At 46.3% G+C, this 14,492-nt stretch carries 17 protein-coding genes; 8 read left to right on the top strand and 9 right to left on the bottom strand.

Going from position 1 to position 14,492, the window contains the following annotated elements:
* Positions 1–127: 127 nt before the first annotated feature.
* Genes ACOGW3_RS15745 through ACOGW3_RS15735 form a run of 3 tightly spaced genes read right to left on the bottom strand, consistent with a single transcriptional unit; the run spans position 128 to position 2,095 of the window.
* Positions 128–916: a 3-hydroxybutyrate dehydrogenase gene (locus ACOGW3_RS15745; RefSeq protein ID WP_419903853.1), complete on the bottom strand. Its 789-nt coding sequence runs from the start codon at positions 914–916 to the stop codon at positions 128–130.
* A gap of 40 nt (positions 917–956) precedes the next feature.
* Positions 957–1,913, bottom strand: a complete 957-nt coding sequence (locus ACOGW3_RS15740) for an AEC family transporter (protein ID WP_419903852.1) — start codon at positions 1,911–1,913, stop codon at positions 957–959.
* Positions 1,913–2,095, bottom strand: coding sequence for a DUF1192 family protein (locus tag ACOGW3_RS15735; protein WP_419903851.1), 183 nt, complete (start codon positions 2,093–2,095; stop codon positions 1,913–1,915). Before ACOGW3_RS15735 ends, ACOGW3_RS15740 begins: the two co-directional genes overlap by 1 nt.
* Before the next feature lie 160 nt (positions 2,096–2,255).
* Between ACOGW3_RS15735 and ACOGW3_RS15730 the strand changes: the two genes are divergently transcribed.
* Positions 2,256–3,239 (top strand): NAD(P)H-quinone oxidoreductase, encoded by a 984-nt coding sequence (locus tag ACOGW3_RS15730; RefSeq protein WP_419903850.1) that lies wholly within the window; start codon positions 2,256–2,258, stop codon positions 3,237–3,239.
* Between the two features lie 125 nt (positions 3,240–3,364).
* Entirely contained in the window at positions 3,365–4,024 is a 660-nt protein-coding gene (locus ACOGW3_RS15725; protein ID WP_419903849.1) for a DUF1013 domain-containing protein, read from the top strand.
* Between the two features lie 223 nt (positions 4,025–4,247).
* Here the strand turns inward: ACOGW3_RS15725 and ACOGW3_RS15720 are convergent, their stop codons facing one another.
* Both ACOGW3_RS15720 and ACOGW3_RS15715 read right to left on the bottom strand, forming a co-directional pair.
* Positions 4,248–6,137: a propionyl-CoA synthetase gene (locus ACOGW3_RS15720; protein ID WP_419903848.1), complete on the bottom strand. Its 1,890-nt coding sequence runs from the start codon at positions 6,135–6,137 to the stop codon at positions 4,248–4,250.
* 250 nt (positions 6,138–6,387) lie between these two features.
* The gene (locus ACOGW3_RS15715) at positions 6,388–6,558 is read right to left on the bottom strand and encodes a YdcH family protein (protein WP_419903847.1); all 171 of its coding nucleotides are present in this window, start codon (positions 6,556–6,558) and stop codon (positions 6,388–6,390) included.
* Positions 6,559–6,937: 379 nt separating this feature from the next.
* On the opposite strand from ACOGW3_RS15715, the gene ACOGW3_RS15710 reads away from it, so the two are divergent.
* On the top strand, positions 6,938–7,519 hold the full coding sequence (locus ACOGW3_RS15710; RefSeq protein WP_419903846.1) for a UbiX family flavin prenyltransferase: 582 nt from the start codon (positions 6,938–6,940) through the stop codon (positions 7,517–7,519).
* A gap of 79 nt (positions 7,520–7,598) precedes the next feature.
* Here ACOGW3_RS15710 and ACOGW3_RS15705 read toward each other — a convergent pair whose 3' ends face one another.
* Entirely contained in the window at positions 7,599–8,144 is a 546-nt protein-coding gene (locus tag ACOGW3_RS15705; RefSeq protein WP_419903845.1) for a TIGR02444 family protein, read from the bottom strand.
* A gap of 305 nt (positions 8,145–8,449) precedes the next feature.
* On the opposite strand from ACOGW3_RS15705, the gene ACOGW3_RS15700 reads away from it, so the two are divergent.
* Positions 8,450–8,665, top strand: a complete 216-nt coding sequence (locus ACOGW3_RS15700) for a YdcH family protein (RefSeq protein ID WP_419903844.1) — start codon at positions 8,450–8,452, stop codon at positions 8,663–8,665.
* A gap of 75 nt (positions 8,666–8,740) precedes the next feature.
* On the opposite strand, the gene ACOGW3_RS15695 is transcribed toward ACOGW3_RS15700, so the two are convergent.
* Complete coding sequence (locus tag ACOGW3_RS15695) at positions 8,741–9,481, bottom strand: GGDEF domain-containing protein (RefSeq protein ID WP_419903843.1); 741 nt, start codon at positions 9,479–9,481, stop codon at positions 8,741–8,743.
* A gap of 233 nt (positions 9,482–9,714) precedes the next feature.
* On the opposite strand from ACOGW3_RS15695, the gene purE reads away from it, so the two are divergent.
* From purE to ACOGW3_RS15675, 4 genes are all read left to right on the top strand, one after another.
* The gene (gene purE / locus ACOGW3_RS15690) at positions 9,715–10,212 is read left to right on the top strand and encodes a 5-(carboxyamino)imidazole ribonucleotide mutase (protein ID WP_419903842.1); all 498 of its coding nucleotides are present in this window, start codon (positions 9,715–9,717) and stop codon (positions 10,210–10,212) included.
* A 28-nt stretch (positions 10,213–10,240) separates the two neighbouring features.
* Complete coding sequence (locus ACOGW3_RS15685) at positions 10,241–11,341, top strand: 5-(carboxyamino)imidazole ribonucleotide synthase (RefSeq protein WP_419903841.1); 1,101 nt, start codon at positions 10,241–10,243, stop codon at positions 11,339–11,341.
* Between the two features lie 73 nt (positions 11,342–11,414).
* Positions 11,415–12,242, top strand: coding sequence for a hypothetical protein (locus ACOGW3_RS15680; protein WP_419903840.1), 828 nt, complete (start codon positions 11,415–11,417; stop codon positions 12,240–12,242).
* 36 nt (positions 12,243–12,278) lie between these two features.
* Positions 12,279–13,142, top strand: coding sequence for a hypothetical protein (locus ACOGW3_RS15675; RefSeq protein WP_419903839.1), 864 nt, complete (start codon positions 12,279–12,281; stop codon positions 13,140–13,142).
* On the opposite strand, the gene ACOGW3_RS15670 is transcribed toward ACOGW3_RS15675, so the two are convergent.
* Positions 13,139–13,786 (bottom strand): COQ9 family protein, encoded by a 648-nt coding sequence (locus ACOGW3_RS15670; protein ID WP_419903838.1) that lies wholly within the window; start codon positions 13,784–13,786, stop codon positions 13,139–13,141. The genes ACOGW3_RS15675 and ACOGW3_RS15670 overlap by 4 nt on opposite strands.
* Positions 13,787–13,887: 101 nt before the next feature.
* Positions 13,888–14,442 (bottom strand): peptide deformylase, encoded by a 555-nt coding sequence (locus ACOGW3_RS15665; protein ID WP_419903837.1) that lies wholly within the window; start codon positions 14,440–14,442, stop codon positions 13,888–13,890.
* Positions 14,443–14,492: the final 50 nt, after the last annotated feature.

The raw sequence follows: 14,492 nt of genomic DNA, 5'->3' as shown, positions 1-14,492 counted from the left end.
AATAGAGATTTAATAACGTTTTTAGGAATTTCAAGTGCTAAAAAAAAGGAACCTCAAGAAAAGAGGTTCCTCATATTAACAACGACTAGAAAAAGTCGAAGAAATAGCAATAATAATAACTTATGGTCTATTGCGCCATCCATCCGCCATCGATTGAATACGGCGCTCCCGTCATCTGAGAAGCGGCCTCACCACATAAAAATACTGCAAGTTCGCCGATCTGTTCAGGGGTAGAAAAATCTTGAGTAGGAGTTTTTTCTGAAACTAATATCCGCTTTTCTACATCAAAACTCCGCCCACTCTCTTGAGCCCGAGCTTCGATTTGAGCACGAACAAGGTCGGTCAAAACCCACCCCGGGCAAATTGCGTTGGCAGTTATGCCCTGGGTTGCGACTTCAAGTGCCACCGCCTTGGTCAAGCCAACGACACCATGCTTGGCAGCCACATACGCCGATTTATTAGCCGACGCCGTCAATCCATGCGCAGAAGCTACGTTTACAATACGCCCCCACCCCTGCTCTTTCATTCCCGGCAGTGCAGCTTTGATGGAATGGAAAGCAGATGAAAGGTTGATTGCAATTACTGCATCCCAACGATCTTCTGGAAATTCATCAATAGGAGAAACGTTTTGAATACCCGCATTGTTTACAAGTATATCGACAGAACCAAACACATCTTGGGCCTGCGCAATAAGGAGCCTAATTTCGTCCGGCTTAGACATATCAGCCCCTGAATAGGCGACCCGCACCCCATAATCAGACTTTAGCTGATCTTCAAGTTTGGAAATTTCATCCCGATTACCAAAACCATTGAGCATGATATCAACACCTTGAGCAGCGAGCCGCTCTGCAATGCCCTTACCTATTCCGCTGGTCGAACCTGTAATGACTGCTGCTCTCCCTTTGAGGCCGGGCATAAGTATCTCCTGTAATATCTATATTGTGGATTGAGGGACATTATTTGGGAAGAATATTGACGTAGTATGCAATTAATACCGTAACTGTGACAACAGATAGAATAGTCGAAGACAGCACAATTGATGCTGCCCGAGCGCTAAACACACCGTATTGCTGCGCCAGGATAAAAACATTAACCCCTGTCGGCTGAGCAGCAAGGATAACGGCAACTGCAGCCCATAACGGCGGCACGTCAATAACGTAAAAAACCAGGAAGGTCACCATCACGGGATACACAATTGTTTTCAAGGCAACGATTAAAAAACTTTGCTTGAGATCTCCAGCTAATTTGAATCCCGTAAGAGAAACACCTAACGAAAAAAGGGCGCAGGGAACAACAGCCCCGCCCAGAATTGATGTAAATCGATCAAGTAAAGCAAAGAGCTCCAAACCAGAAGACTGGTAAATACCGCCCAAGATCAAGCCAATGATAATGGGATTTCGGGTAATCGAGCTCACAAGTGCCTTCATCATAGCTTTTGCGCCCTGACCACCGCCTTGCTCTCGCGAAAGATCGTACTCCGTCAGCATCGACGTTAACCCCATCAAAACAGGGGCTTGAAAGGCAATGAGCATGGTAAGCGGGACCATCCCCTCATCACCAAAAGCGGAATAAACAAGAGGGAAGCCTAGTAACAACAAGTTGCCATAGGTCGCCCCCATAGCCATCACCGCAGCTTCTTTTAGTTGATGACCATAGTAAAAACGCCCGAGAAGAGCACTGAAAGCAAATATAAAGAGTGACACACTGTAGAAAGAGACAATCAACGAAAGGTCCAGGTCGTCAGAAATATTCCCACGCGCCATGGTCCGAAATAAAAGTGCTGGAATAGCGAGGTAATAAACAAAAAACGAAAGCCCTCTCAGTGCAGAGGCTGTTACCCACTCTTTCCGACCTATTAAATATCCACAAAGTATGATGGCAAACACAGGCAGGACAATTTCAAGACTTGTCATCATTTCTTGAATAGCCCGTCGATCCCTTGGCGATGTTTTTCTTTTCGGCTTATTTCAGCCTGGGCCCGCTCAATCTCGACCTCAAGTTCGCGAATATAGTCCCCAAGTTCCCCCAACCCCATTGGTTCCAGATCTTTAAGTTTGGGCTTCCCCTTTGTTGGCTCCAAATCATCCAAGTTCATAAAAATCTCCAATCAAATGGTCAGCGTTTTATTTAATGGCAACTATATACCGAGCATATTAGACTGTTCCGTAAAGAGAAAAACAGAATAAATATCTTTAAAATACTCCAAAACATCAACGAGCAGAGGCAATAACGTGTCCCCACAAATCCCGGAACAAATGTCCGTTGTCGAAATAAAAGAGTTTGGAGATGCTGACCAGCTGGTCCCTTCAAGCCGTCCTGTCCCTGAACCCTCTGATAATGAAGTTCTGATCAAGGTCTCTTATGCAGGGGTAAACCGCCCCGACGTCATCCAGCGCCGGGGACTTTATCCCCCTCCTCCAGGAGAATCAGACATTCCCGGCCTGGAAGTATCAGGCACAATTGCAAAAATCGGGGCTTCGGTTAGTACTTATAACATTGGCGACAAAGTAACAGCACTTGTGGGGGGCGGAGGCTATGCAGAATATTGCACAGCTCCAGTCGGACAATGCCTTCCGGTTCCACCTGGTTTTAGCCTTGAGCAAGCGGCTGCTATTCCTGAAACTTACTTCACAGTTTGGAGTAATATTTTTGATCGTTGCGAACTTAAGTCTGGCGAAACAATCTTAATCCACGGCGGAACTTCCGGAATTGGAACCACTGCGATACAACTTGCGAAAGCTTTTGGCGCGAAAGTTATCGCCACAGCTGGTAGCGACGAGAAGTGTAACGCTTGCATGGAGTTGGGTGCGGACCTCGCCATCAACTACCGAACCGAAGATTTTGTGGAAAAATCAAAAGCGTTCACCAGTAAAAAAGGTGTGGATGTTGTCCTCGACATGGTTGGCGGCGATTATATACAAAAAGACATTTCAACACTTGGTATGGATGGGCGCTTATGCTTCATCGCCTTTTTAAATGGTCCTGAAGCGTCTGTTAACTTCATGCCGGTTATGCTCAAGCGCCTAAAAATTACGGGCTCGACCCTCCGGGCACGCTCAAAAGAATTCAAAGCTGATGTTGCCCAAAAGCTACAAAACAATGTTTGGCCCCTCCTTGCAGGCAAAAAACTACAGCCTGTACTGTTTAAGACCCTTCCACTTTCAGATGCCGCTGAAGCCCACCGATTGATGGAATCATCCAAACATATCGGTAAAATCATGCTAAAGGTGGGTGATTAATAAAAAAATCACCTCATATCTTTATTTCCTGCTTGGCCTCGAGCTATATTCGAGGTAAGCCACCAGCTGGGTATTTATTACCGTAGCCGGCGGACCATTAGCCGACGGCACGATTAGGAGAACCAATGTCTCAGCCACTAATGCCAAAAGCGACCGCCGTTTGGTTGGTCGAGAATACATCGTTAAGCTTTGAACAGATCGCAGGTTTCTGTCAGCTTCACACCTTGGAGATTCAAGGCATCGCTGATGGCGAAGTCGCTGTGGGCATCCGGGGTATGGACCCGATTGCCAGCTCGCAGCTTACGCGCGCCGAAATTGAACGCTGTGAAAAAGATTCAAGCAAGACTCTACGCTTTTTTCAGCAAGAGGGACTTCCACAGCCTTCCAAACGCACAAAAGGTCCTAGGTACACACCTATTGCCAAGCGCCAGGATAAACCTGACGGAATTTCATGGTTGGTACGCCACCACCCTGAATTAACCGACAATCATGTCTCAAAGCTGATCGGCACGACCAAAAAGACGATCCAGGCTATCAGAGATCGTTCCCACTGGAACATCAGCAATATTCGCCCACGTGACCCAGTGTTACTTGGCCTTTGTAAGCAGGTCGATTTGAACCTGACCATCGACAAAGCGATTAAAGAAGCTGAGAAGGCTGGCCGAATCATTCCGAAGCCTGAGCCAATCGAAGAAGAAGAGATCGTTCCAACGACACCTGTCGAAGAAGTCCCAGAAGATCCCTATGAAGCCTTCACACGGGCCTTCAAGAAAACCGACGACTAGGGCTTAAGACAAGTCATATAGAAATATGCCAAAAGGCCTCTTCATCGAAGAGGCCTTTTGTTTTGCGTAAAAAAAAGCCCGATCAAATTGATCGGGCAAGTCTGGCAATCATATTCCATAAGAACTTTCCTTATGAAATATGGTCAGCGCAGGATCACAAACCTACGCTGCCCCCTTCATCAAAATTGATGAAGGAATAGATATAGAATTTATCCTAGGCGGTCTAAGCGTAACCAAGCCCCTTAAGAGCAACCGCGATTTCATCTAAAATTATTGGATCATCGATTGTCGCAGGTACTTTATACTCTTCACAGTCGGCAATTTTGCGCATCGTCGCGCGAAGAATTTTACCTGATCTGGTTTTTGGTAAGCGCCCGACCACAGCGGCTAACTTAAACGCAGCAACTGGTCCTATTTCCTTGCGTACCTTCTGAACAACTTCAGAAATAACCTCATCATGAGAACGATCAGCACCTGCCTTTAAGACCATAAAGCCCAATGGGAGTTGGCCCTTTAGCTTATCAGCCACACCAATAACCGCGCATTCGGAAACATCCTCATGCGCCGCAAGAACTTCCTCCATAGCGCCTGTCGACAAACGGTGGCCAGCAACATTTATGATGTCATCCGTGCGTGACATCACAAAAATGTACCCGTTCTCGTCTTTATAGCCTGCATCCCCTGTTTCATAGTATCCAGGGAAAGTACTGAGATAAGCTTCTCGGTGCCTTTCTGGCGCGTTCCACAGAGTGGAAAACGTTCCAGGTGGCAAGGGCAAACTACAGACGATTGCACCAATATCCCCGGCACCAACTTCATGATGATCGCTATCAAGAATTCGAACATCCCACCCTGGAACGCATCTCGCAGGAGACCCTGCCACGATTGGAAGCTGTTCAATCCCCAAACAGTTTGAGGCAATAGGCCAACCCGTTTCAGTTTGCCACCAATGATCAATCACAGGAACACCAAGCTTTTCCAGAGCCCAGTTCAAAGTGTCTGGATCGCAACGCTCTCCTGCGAGGAATAGAGTTTTAAAACAAGAGAGATCATACTTATCAAGGTATGTTGCATCGGGATCTTGTTGACGAATGGCCCGAAAAGCGGTCGGAGCAGTAAAGAGTACTGAAACCTTGTACTCTGAAATTACCCGCCAGAAAGCGCCGGGATCTGGGGTTCCAACAGGTTTTCCTTCATACATAACAGATGTAGCGCCATACATCAGCGGGCCATAAACAATATAAGAATGGCCAACGACCCACCCAACATCAGACGCCCCCCAGAAAACATCTCCAGGCTCAACATTATAAATATTTTTCATCGACCAATAGAGGGCAACGGCATGACCACCATTATCACGTACGATACCCTTAGGTTGACCAGTGGTTCCAGATGTATAAAGAATGTAAAGAGGGTCTGTCGCCGCTACAGGTACGCAATCTATCTCAGAAGCCTGACTTTCCACCTCTTTCCAATCGAGATCGCGGCCAGAAATCATAGAGGCCTTGGCTTGAGGCCGCTGCCAAACAATACAATGTTCCGGCTTGTTCGCTGATAATTCAATCGCCTGATCAAGTAGCGGTTTATAGGGGATCACCTTGCTGACTTCGATACCACAAGATGCCGTAACAATGACCTTGGGCTGACAATCATCTATGCGTGTCGCCAGCTCATTCGCGGCAAATCCGCCAAATACCACGGAATGAACAGCTCCGATTCGAGCACATGCCAACATGGCTATGGCGGCTTCCAGAATCATTGGCATGTAAATAATAACCCGGTCGCCTTTTTGAACATCAAGATTGTCCAAAGCGCCCGCAAACTTAGAAACACGGCTCAGAAGATTTGCATAGGTAATTTGCTCTTTGGTGTCTGTGACGGGACTATCGTAAATTAATGCAATTTGATCTCCGCGCCCCGCCGTGACGTGGCGATCGAGGGCGTTATAACAAGTATTGAGTTCCCCCCCTTGAAACCAGTGATAAAACGGGGCGGAACTATCATCCAGCACCTTTTCAAATGGCTTAGACCAGTCAATATTTTCCGCTGCCTCAGCCCAGAATTTTTCTGGCTCGGACAAAGAGCGCGATTGCACTTCATCAAAAAGACCCATTGGCGTGTCCCAACTTTTTTTATGGTTTTATATTATCCGGCCTCCCAGACCAGATGACTTAGAGTGCTGTAAATTTAGCACATGATCAAACTGCCTCAGTAGGCAGAGCCTCCAATTGAAAATAATTTTACAAGATATTTACAAGATATACGAAAACATAAGAAAACCCGCCCTGTTAAATACACAGAGCGGGTTTGCTATTTTATATTCTTAGAAGCAAAGGATGTTTCAATCCAAAGCTTTTGCCTCGTTAATGGGGATCGCTCAGTTGTGTCATTTCATCTTTAACGTGAAGTTTTTGCTTCTTAAGCGACATTATTAGGGATTCATCGGGATGCGGGCGCAGATTCTCCTGACAGATAGCGCTCTCTAAAGTACTGTGTTTTGTACGTAAGGACTCAATGCGTTGGGCAGTGGCCATATTCGTCTCCCTCTAGTTCCGTAGTTGCACCTGCAGCTTCAAAAAAATGCCACGGTAAACTTTTGCTCTCGATTTTTTTCCAGCAAAAAACACTACGAAGAATATCCTCCGCAGTTAAAAGCGACCGTGTTGTTTGAAAAAACCATCAAATCTTGATTTGGCAAAGCACTGACAACTAGCCGAAAGCTCGGCTTTAGTGTATGGGATGTTTTCAGAGCGTCCCAAACGCATATTTTTTGCCAATTTTGTACCAACTCAAACCCAATAACATTTTTGAGAAGACAGCGTATAAATTATGGTAGACCTGTCCATAGGACTTGCCAAGGGGCTCGGTACAATTATTTCATTTATTCTTCACAAATGTGAAAGATAGTTACGCATGACAACAGAGCGAATCATCATCGGCATTAGCGGTGCGAGTGGCATCACTTATGGCATAAGGCTTTTGCAACTGCTAAAAACCCTGCCGATTGAAACACACCTAATCATGAGTAAATCTGCTGAAATAACAATGGCTTACGAAAGTGATTTAAAAGTTTCGGATGTTAAGAAACTCGCTGATGTGAACCATAATATCAACGACATTGCCGCCTGCCTATCCAGCGGTTCCTACAAAACGCGTGGCATGATCATTGCGCCATGCTCAATTCGGAGCATGTCAGAGATATCAACAGGCGTTACCTCGAGTCTTTTGACCCGTGCAGCTGATGTAATATTGAAGGAACGCCGTAAACTGATCCTTATGGTCAGAGAAACTCCCCTACACACTGGTCACCTCCGTACTTTGGTAAATCTCTCCGAAATTGGGGCCATTATCGCCCCACCTGTGCCAGCCTTTTACGCAAAACCAGATAGCCTGGAAGAAATGGTCGATTATACGCTTGGTAGAGTCCTGGACATGCTTGATATTGAAATTGATGGCATGAATCGTTGGGATGAAAACAGTAAAAAGCGCCCTTAACGATAAGCGATCATACTTTCCTCCGCACAGTGATAAGCACGGTGATAAGCAGAGTGATAAGCAGGGTGGTAATTAGTGATTACTGAAATAGCCATACGGCTTCTAACGGAGGAAGATCAGGGAAACCTCCCCTGACAATTGCTGCCAGATCGGCACAGTCTACGGTTCCAATAGCCTCAACCTCACACAGCGCTAAATACAGCGTCATATTTTGGGCTGCAATTTCAGATGACGGTTCGCTTGCGGGTCGCAATGGCAGTTGAAGGTGCATAAAATTTTGCTGCAACGCTTCAGCCCACAATTCAGCATCCTTAACATTTTGGCGCAAATCATCTGTATGGCGAAATCCTGTTACGGTCTCAGATTTCATCCAGATCCGAACATCACGAAGCGGTTGAATAACATGATCTCTCCACTGCTCTATTCCTAAGATCAAACTAGAAAGTTCCCGCTTATCCAAAGGCTTTCCGCATATCCCAGCCCAGCAACAGAACAAGAGCAAATTGACATCAAGATCGTATTTATCCTGAAGGACCAAACAAGCAGGCGCGACACCTTGTTGTCCATAGACATCAAGAGAAAAATTCCAAAAGGGATTTGTCGGCAACTGGTTTTGATCAAACATCTTTAACTATTTATTACAACGTATATTACTGCCACTCACTCGGGCTTGGATTTGGTTTCAAATTTGGATATCTGTGCTTTACAGACGCGGCCCAGAGACGATGATGAAGTCGATTCGCTTTCAAAACATTCCCAACATCACTCTATCCACACCATTAAAACGCACCGCTTATGGCTGTTTTTGCCATACCTGCACAAGAGAAACACAATTCATACAATTCTCCTCATACTAAACCTATGCTTATTTTCAAAGTCAGAGTATAACTATTCCCTTCATTTAACGTGCGTTAACGAGACATCCACAAATTGGCAGACACTACAGGCAGTAGCAGAAAAGAGCTTATCGAAGAACTCGAAAGGCTTAAACAAGAACACCGAGACATGGATGATGTTATTGCACGCCTGCAAGAACACGCCCCTTTCGATCAGCTTCAACTCGTCCGATTAAAGAAAAAGAAACTGAATTTGAAAGACGCCATGAATAGGCTGGAAAGCCAATTGCTGCCAGACATCATTGCCTAAGACACGTCACCAGAAATAAGATTATTATCTTTTAGAGGCCTTTTCTCGCAAAAGATCTCCTTTGAAAAATGACGACTACTCCTGCTCTTGCCTTGCTTTCTTTTGCTCGTACATAGCAAGGTCAGCAGCCTTGAGCGCTGCATTGGCATCGCTCCCCTGGAAACTATGAACACCGTGGGATACGTGAACGTTGACACTTTTACCTTCATAATCAAAAGGGTGGCGTGAAACTTCGTCAGCAAGTAATTGCGCTTTTTCCGTTGCGATTTCAGGGGCTGCTTGCAGGAGGATAACACCAAATTCGTCTCCACCGAGCCGCCCGACAATATCCGACGAACGCACATGATTTAGCAAAGATGAGGCAACATGCTTAATAGCCTCATCCCCAGCATCATGACCAAGGCCGTCATTGATTTCCTTCATGCCGTTTACATCAATATATATGACACTACCCGGGACTTCGTAACGCTCGCTATAGGCCATCATCCGATCAAGCTCACGAACAAATGCACGCCTGTTTAGAACAGGTGTCAGCACATCTTGATCCGCAAGTTTTTCAAGGTAATCAACGCGTTTTTTGGCTTGGTCCAGCTCCTGACGAACGACCTGAACCTCTTTCATGAGCTGTTCTATTGCAGCCCTGACTTTAGGGGTAAACTCGGCTTCAGGTATGCCACCAACCGAGGCAATGTCTTGAGGAGTGGAAATCCCACTTACACTATCTACAGATTGAGCAGGTTTCACTGCCGGAGCAGCAGATACCCGGCCAACACTGCTAACGGATCCAGTTCCGCCACGTGGTCTTTGGACCTTCATTAAACAAGCAATCCCTTTGCTTTATATTGTAATTCCGGCTTCCTGCTGGAATCTCATCATATGCCAAACACCGCGGCAAATGAACTTGTTGAGCACATTATACAAAATCATTTTACATATTGTTACCAAGAATAGGTAATTTGAATGTAAAATTCGTTAGTTCTCTTTACTTGCGTTATCGAACCACACGTCTTAATAATGCGCTCCGATATACTATAAGGCAGGATAAAGCCATGTCCGAGAAGTCTCCGCAAGTTGGTATTATCATGGGCAGTCAGTCAGATTGGCCTACCATGAAACATGCGGCCGAAACCCTCGAAGCCCTCGGCATCTCCTATGAGAAACGAATTGTTTCCGCGCACAGAACTCCGCAAAGATTAGTCGAATACGCCTCTACGGCCCGAGACCGGGGCTTGAGCATTATTATTGCGGGAGCAGGTGGCGCAGCTCACCTTCCCGGAATGGCCGCAGCCATGACTCCACTGCCTGTTTTTGGTGTGCCGATAGAAAGCAAAAGCCTAAAAGGTCAGGACAGCTTGCTTTCAATCGTACAAATGCCAGGTGGTGTACCAGTCGGCACGTTGGCTATTGGTAAACCAGGAGCGATCAACGCAGGATTGCTTGCAGGTTCTGTCCTCGCCCTAAACGACAAAAACATTGCAGACGCATTGGACGCATGGCGAGAACGCCAGTCCGCAGCTGTCGCACTTGAGCCCGTAGATACTGTTTAATACTGCCTCCCACGGAGACACATAAATCATGAGCAAAACTCTTTCTGCACCCCTCGCACCAGGTTCTGTCATCGGTATCCTTGGCGGCGGACAACTTGGCCGCATGGCCGCTTCCGCGGCTGCAGAACTTGGCTATCATTGCCATATCTACTGCCCAGACGAAAACAGCCCGGCGAGTGAAGTCTCAAGGTATACAACAGTCGCTAGATACGACGACGAAAAAACTCTTGCTGAATTTGCAAAACACGTTGATGTCGTCACTTATGAGTTTGAAAATGTTCCGGCGAAAACAGCTGCATTTCTGATTGACCGCGTGCCAGTCAATCCGGGCCCAAACGTACTCCACATTTGCCAAAATCGATTAAGGGAAAAGGATTTCTGCCAATCGATTAATGTCCCCACCACACGCTATGCCGAGGTCACAAACCTAAAGGCTCTCGACCGGGTTGTGCGTGACATAGGACGGCCCTGCGTTTTGAAAACAACCGAGATGGGATATGACGGCAAAGGGCAAACTTTTATTGCGCCTGATACCGATCTGGCCGAGGCCTGGAAAACAGTTGTCGGAGATAGAGAGCAAGCCGAAACCATCATCGAAGCTCTGGTTGATTTCCGCATGGAGATCTCTGTCATCGTTGCACGTAGCATTCAGGGAGATTGCCAAGCCTATATCCCCGTAGAAAATCGTCACAAAAACCATATTCTGGACCAAACCATTGTTCCTGCACGTGTATCGCAAAAAATCAGTGATCGTGCCGAAGTTCTCGCGCGCCATATGGCTGAGGAAATGCAGTTGGTTGGAATGATGGCCATAGAAATGTTCGTGACGACGGATGATGAAATTCTCGTCAACGAAATGGCTCCCCGCCCCCATAACTCGGGCCACTGGTCAATGGATGCTTGCGTTACATCACAGTTTGAGCAGTTTATCCGCGCAACGGCTGGACAAGTTCTTGGTTCCGTATATCGCCATTCTGATGCCGTAATGACAAACCTGCTTGGTAAAGACGTGGATAATTGGGCAGAGATCCTTTCTGACCCTTCAGCAAAGCTTCACCTGTACGGAAAAGATGAAGCAAAAGCCGGGCGTAAGATGGGACACGTTACAAAGGTCATTCCCAGAAAATAGAAAATTAACCGCTCCTCAATACAAAATTGATATAAAAATCCTGCCGAGGGAGTTTGTATCGAGGAGAGTAACCTTGACTCTATTTCGCGCCCACAAAGCATTTAATTTTTTTCTTCTTGGAATGATCAACTCTCTAGGATTTTTCTTTTCAGCCCCAACTTACGCTGAAAGCTACGTTCTCTATAGCTATCATAACGTCCCTCCATTCGTTACCGGTGAAGGTACAGGCTTAACCTACGACCTGGCAGCACATCTTTCAAAAAGTAGTCGAGAGGGTCATCACTATTCAGTAAAAATACTCCCGAGGAAAAGGCTCAACGAGTTGATGTCCAGGGAAAGCATTATCGTCCCATGGGTAATTCCGGTTTGGTTCAAAGGAAGTACCTCTTCGCAAACAAGCTGGTCATCCCCGATCATGATCGATAGCAGTGTTTATGTCTGGAAAGCAGAAAGAAGCAAGAGATTCAAATCTCCTGAGGATCTGGTTGGAGCAAAACTTGGCGGCATAAGAGGCTACAAATATGTCGGCGTCGATCCCCTTGTTAAAAGCAATAAAGTCAAACGGACAGATACAAGCAGTGAATGGCAGCTATTACAGATGGTTTTATCCGAAAGAGTTGATGTCGGTATTATTCCTGAAGCAGGCGCATGTAATTTGATTCGCACCCATAAACTGGCTGGTAAATTAAAAATCTCCCAACACCATAGTTTTGCACGTAAAATCATGATTACAGGAACATCCCAAAAGCACCTGCTACCTGAACTAAATAGCCTGAAAAACCATCCTACCTGGACGAAAACTTTAGCCAAATATGGAACCCGTATCGCCCCGCTGGGAGATCGGAACGAAGACAATTATTGTGATGAGCAACTTACTACTGCAGAGTTAACTCTCAACTAACTGTCAATGATAACTCGCTAGGCCAGTACCACCACAATGCGCATAATTCTCAGTCGGAAGGGCTTTGACTCCCAATATGGTGGCGGCCCGAGCCCAATACTCCCTGATGGTAAAATCTATTCACTTCCCATTCCTCATCCTGAAGGGCCCTACAGTTTTCGAGAGCTAAATTCCCCTCTTGGGAATTTGGGAAGCCTCCTGACACAGCTAAAGCCCAAATTTGCGAAACCTGATGACAATGTCCATCTCGACCCAGACCTTCACCCTTCCAGCTTGCTAAGGCATAAAGATTGGCGACCGTGTTTTGGCCAATACGGTGCCGCTCAACAACATCTCAGCAATCAAGGTGTTGGGCCCGGTGATCTGTTTTTGTTTTTCGGGTGGTTTCGACGTGTCGATGAAAACTTTAGACCTCTCCCCAAACAGCCCGACTTGCATATTATTTTTGGATGGCTTCAGGTCGACCAGGTCATTTCAATCGGACAGGAAATAGAGAAGTCTGGCACCGCCAATCCCGCTTTTAACGACCACCCACATCTCAAGGCTGCTTTCGGGTCCAATAACACGCTTTATTTAGCTCGAGAAAAATTTAAACTTCAAAGCCATGAAACTGAGATCCCCGGTGGGGGCATTTTTAATAGCTTGCGATCAGATCGGGTTTTAACAGCTCAGGACACGACACGCTCAGTTTGGCAACTCCCCAAGTGGTTTGCCCATCCATTCCCAGCTCTGTCTTACCACCTGAACACCAATAAATGGACAAAATCGGGAACAGGCTGGAGGTTGAAATCAGCCCCCAAAGGACAAGAGTTTGTCATCGATACGAAAGGGCGAACCCGTCAGGCCAATAAATGGCTACAAAAAATTTTCCAGGATCAAAACTTCACAGCCGAAACTTAACAGTGATTACGCCACTCTTTTGAGAAGGGAGATAAAGAACGGAGTCTGTCGGCAATGCCCGATGCACGCCCAATGGATTTCCCCAAAGCACCACCAATTTTTAAAACTTCGGCAATCCGACGATCGAGAAAGGCCCAGGTTTTTTCATACTCATCAGAACTATCCTCCAGCCAGAACAACATCGTTGAACTGTATACCCCGGAGAGAAGCAAACGTTTACTGTAGAAGTTATAGTCTGTGGATGTGTCTCCCGCAGCAAGCCACATGGCATCAACAGTATCATATAGGTTATGCATGCCCTCCGATGCTTTCAGAGGCATTGCAAAGAAGCTAAGCCCCTTTCTAACGGCTTCACGGTGCGGCTCCATAAGCTCTAATTTTGTTCTTACAGCCAAAGTGATGCGCTCACGAACTTTTAATTCGTCCATTCCAAGCTCTTCTAGCTTGAACATCATTTGGTTATCCAAACGCTGATTAAAATAGCGCACGATATCTGTCATTCCACGGGGAAAGAGTATTGCCACTTCTTGAGGGGTCATGCCACAGCTTGCGCAAACCTCAGTGAGCGTAGACTCAGACCAGCCTTCAAAAGGCACAACGGGGAGGAGCGCGTCCAATAGCTTATCTTTTTGCTTATCACTCATTTTCTTGGCTTCTTTCCCTATAACAAACGACGCCTGATTTAATCACGATGATGTTTGGCCCTATCATAATCTGGGCCTTAGTCTGGGTCTTAATCTGGATCTTAATCAGGCCTTTGATGCGCAACTTCAGACGAGAAAATTAACTGACGCATATTTGTCATTCTCTCAGGATAAAGTACGCCATCTAAATGATCGTATTCATGTTGCACTACACGTGCGTGGAAACCAGTGGCTTCACGCTCTATAAGTTTACCATCAAGTCCGTATCCTCGATAGCGAATTGACCGATGGCGAGGCACTTTTCCCATGAGGTTTGGAATGGAAAGACATCCCTCCCAGCTTTCATCTATTTCATCGCCGATAAAGTCGAGCTCCGGGTTGATCAAAATGGTCAAGGGCACCGCCCCATCCCCCTCTAATTCAAAACCAAGGCGTTCAGCCTCTGACTGAGCCCGTACTGGGGAAACAAAGAAGATGAAAACCCTAAGGGACTCGTAAATCTGAGGCGCGGCAATCCCGGTGCCACCCGCATCATTCATCGTCTCAATCATATTTTCGACCAAGGCACGAATATCTGGGTCAGAAGGGTTATCCACAGGATCAGCTTTGCGCCAAAGAACCGGATGTCCCATTTTTGAAATTTTAAGTAACGTCATGATTATACTATGTAACTCAAGGCTTCATCGGTCAAAACAATTTACCTTTA

The organism is Kiloniella sp. (genome assembly GCF_965205715.1).
GTDB lineage: Bacteria > Pseudomonadota > Alphaproteobacteria > Kiloniellales > Kiloniellaceae > Kiloniella.
This window is presented reverse-complemented; position numbering and strand designations above follow the sequence as displayed.

What these genes read in the sequence shown, in the direction of transcription:
- ACOGW3_RS15685 (WP_419903841.1), top strand. Translation starts at nt 10,241, where the DNA reads ATGAGCAAAACTCTTTCTGCACCCCTCGCACCAGGTTCTGTCATCGGT.
- ACOGW3_RS15710 (WP_419903846.1), top strand. Translation starts at nt 6,938, where the DNA reads ATGACAACAGAGCGAATCATCATCGGCATTAGCGGTGCGAGTGGCATC.
- ACOGW3_RS15665 (WP_419903837.1), bottom strand. Translation starts at nt 14,442, where the DNA reads ATGACGTTACTTAAAATTTCAAAAATGGGACATCCGGTTCTTTGGCGC.
- ACOGW3_RS15745 (WP_419903853.1), bottom strand. Translation starts at nt 916, where the DNA reads ATGCCCGGCCTCAAAGGGAGAGCAGCAGTCATTACAGGTTCGACCAGC.
- ACOGW3_RS15695 (WP_419903843.1), bottom strand. Translation starts at nt 9,481, where the DNA reads ATGAAGGTCCAAAGACCACGTGGCGGAACTGGATCCGTTAGCAGTGTT.
- purE (WP_419903842.1), top strand. Translation starts at nt 9,715, where the DNA reads ATGTCCGAGAAGTCTCCGCAAGTTGGTATTATCATGGGCAGTCAGTCA.
- ACOGW3_RS15715 (WP_419903847.1), bottom strand. Translation starts at nt 6,558, where the DNA reads ATGGCCACTGCCCAACGCATTGAGTCCTTACGTACAAAACACAGTACT.
- ACOGW3_RS15705 (WP_419903845.1), bottom strand. Translation starts at nt 8,144, where the DNA reads ATGTTTGATCAAAACCAGTTGCCGACAAATCCCTTTTGGAATTTTTCT.
- ACOGW3_RS15730 (WP_419903850.1), top strand. Translation starts at nt 2,256, where the DNA reads ATGTCCGTTGTCGAAATAAAAGAGTTTGGAGATGCTGACCAGCTGGTC.
- ACOGW3_RS15740 (WP_419903852.1), bottom strand. Translation starts at nt 1,913, where the DNA reads ATGACAAGTCTTGAAATTGTCCTGCCTGTGTTTGCCATCATACTTTGT.
- ACOGW3_RS15725 (WP_419903849.1), top strand. Translation starts at nt 3,365, where the DNA reads ATGTCTCAGCCACTAATGCCAAAAGCGACCGCCGTTTGGTTGGTCGAG.
- ACOGW3_RS15675 (WP_419903839.1), top strand. Translation starts at nt 12,279, where the DNA reads ATGCGCATAATTCTCAGTCGGAAGGGCTTTGACTCCCAATATGGTGGC.
- ACOGW3_RS15670 (WP_419903838.1), bottom strand. Translation starts at nt 13,786, where the DNA reads ATGAGTGATAAGCAAAAAGATAAGCTATTGGACGCGCTCCTCCCCGTT.
- ACOGW3_RS15735 (WP_419903851.1), bottom strand. Translation starts at nt 2,095, where the DNA reads ATGAACTTGGATGATTTGGAGCCAACAAAGGGGAAGCCCAAACTTAAA.
- ACOGW3_RS15720 (WP_419903848.1), bottom strand. Translation starts at nt 6,137, where the DNA reads ATGGGTCTTTTTGATGAAGTGCAATCGCGCTCTTTGTCCGAGCCAGAA.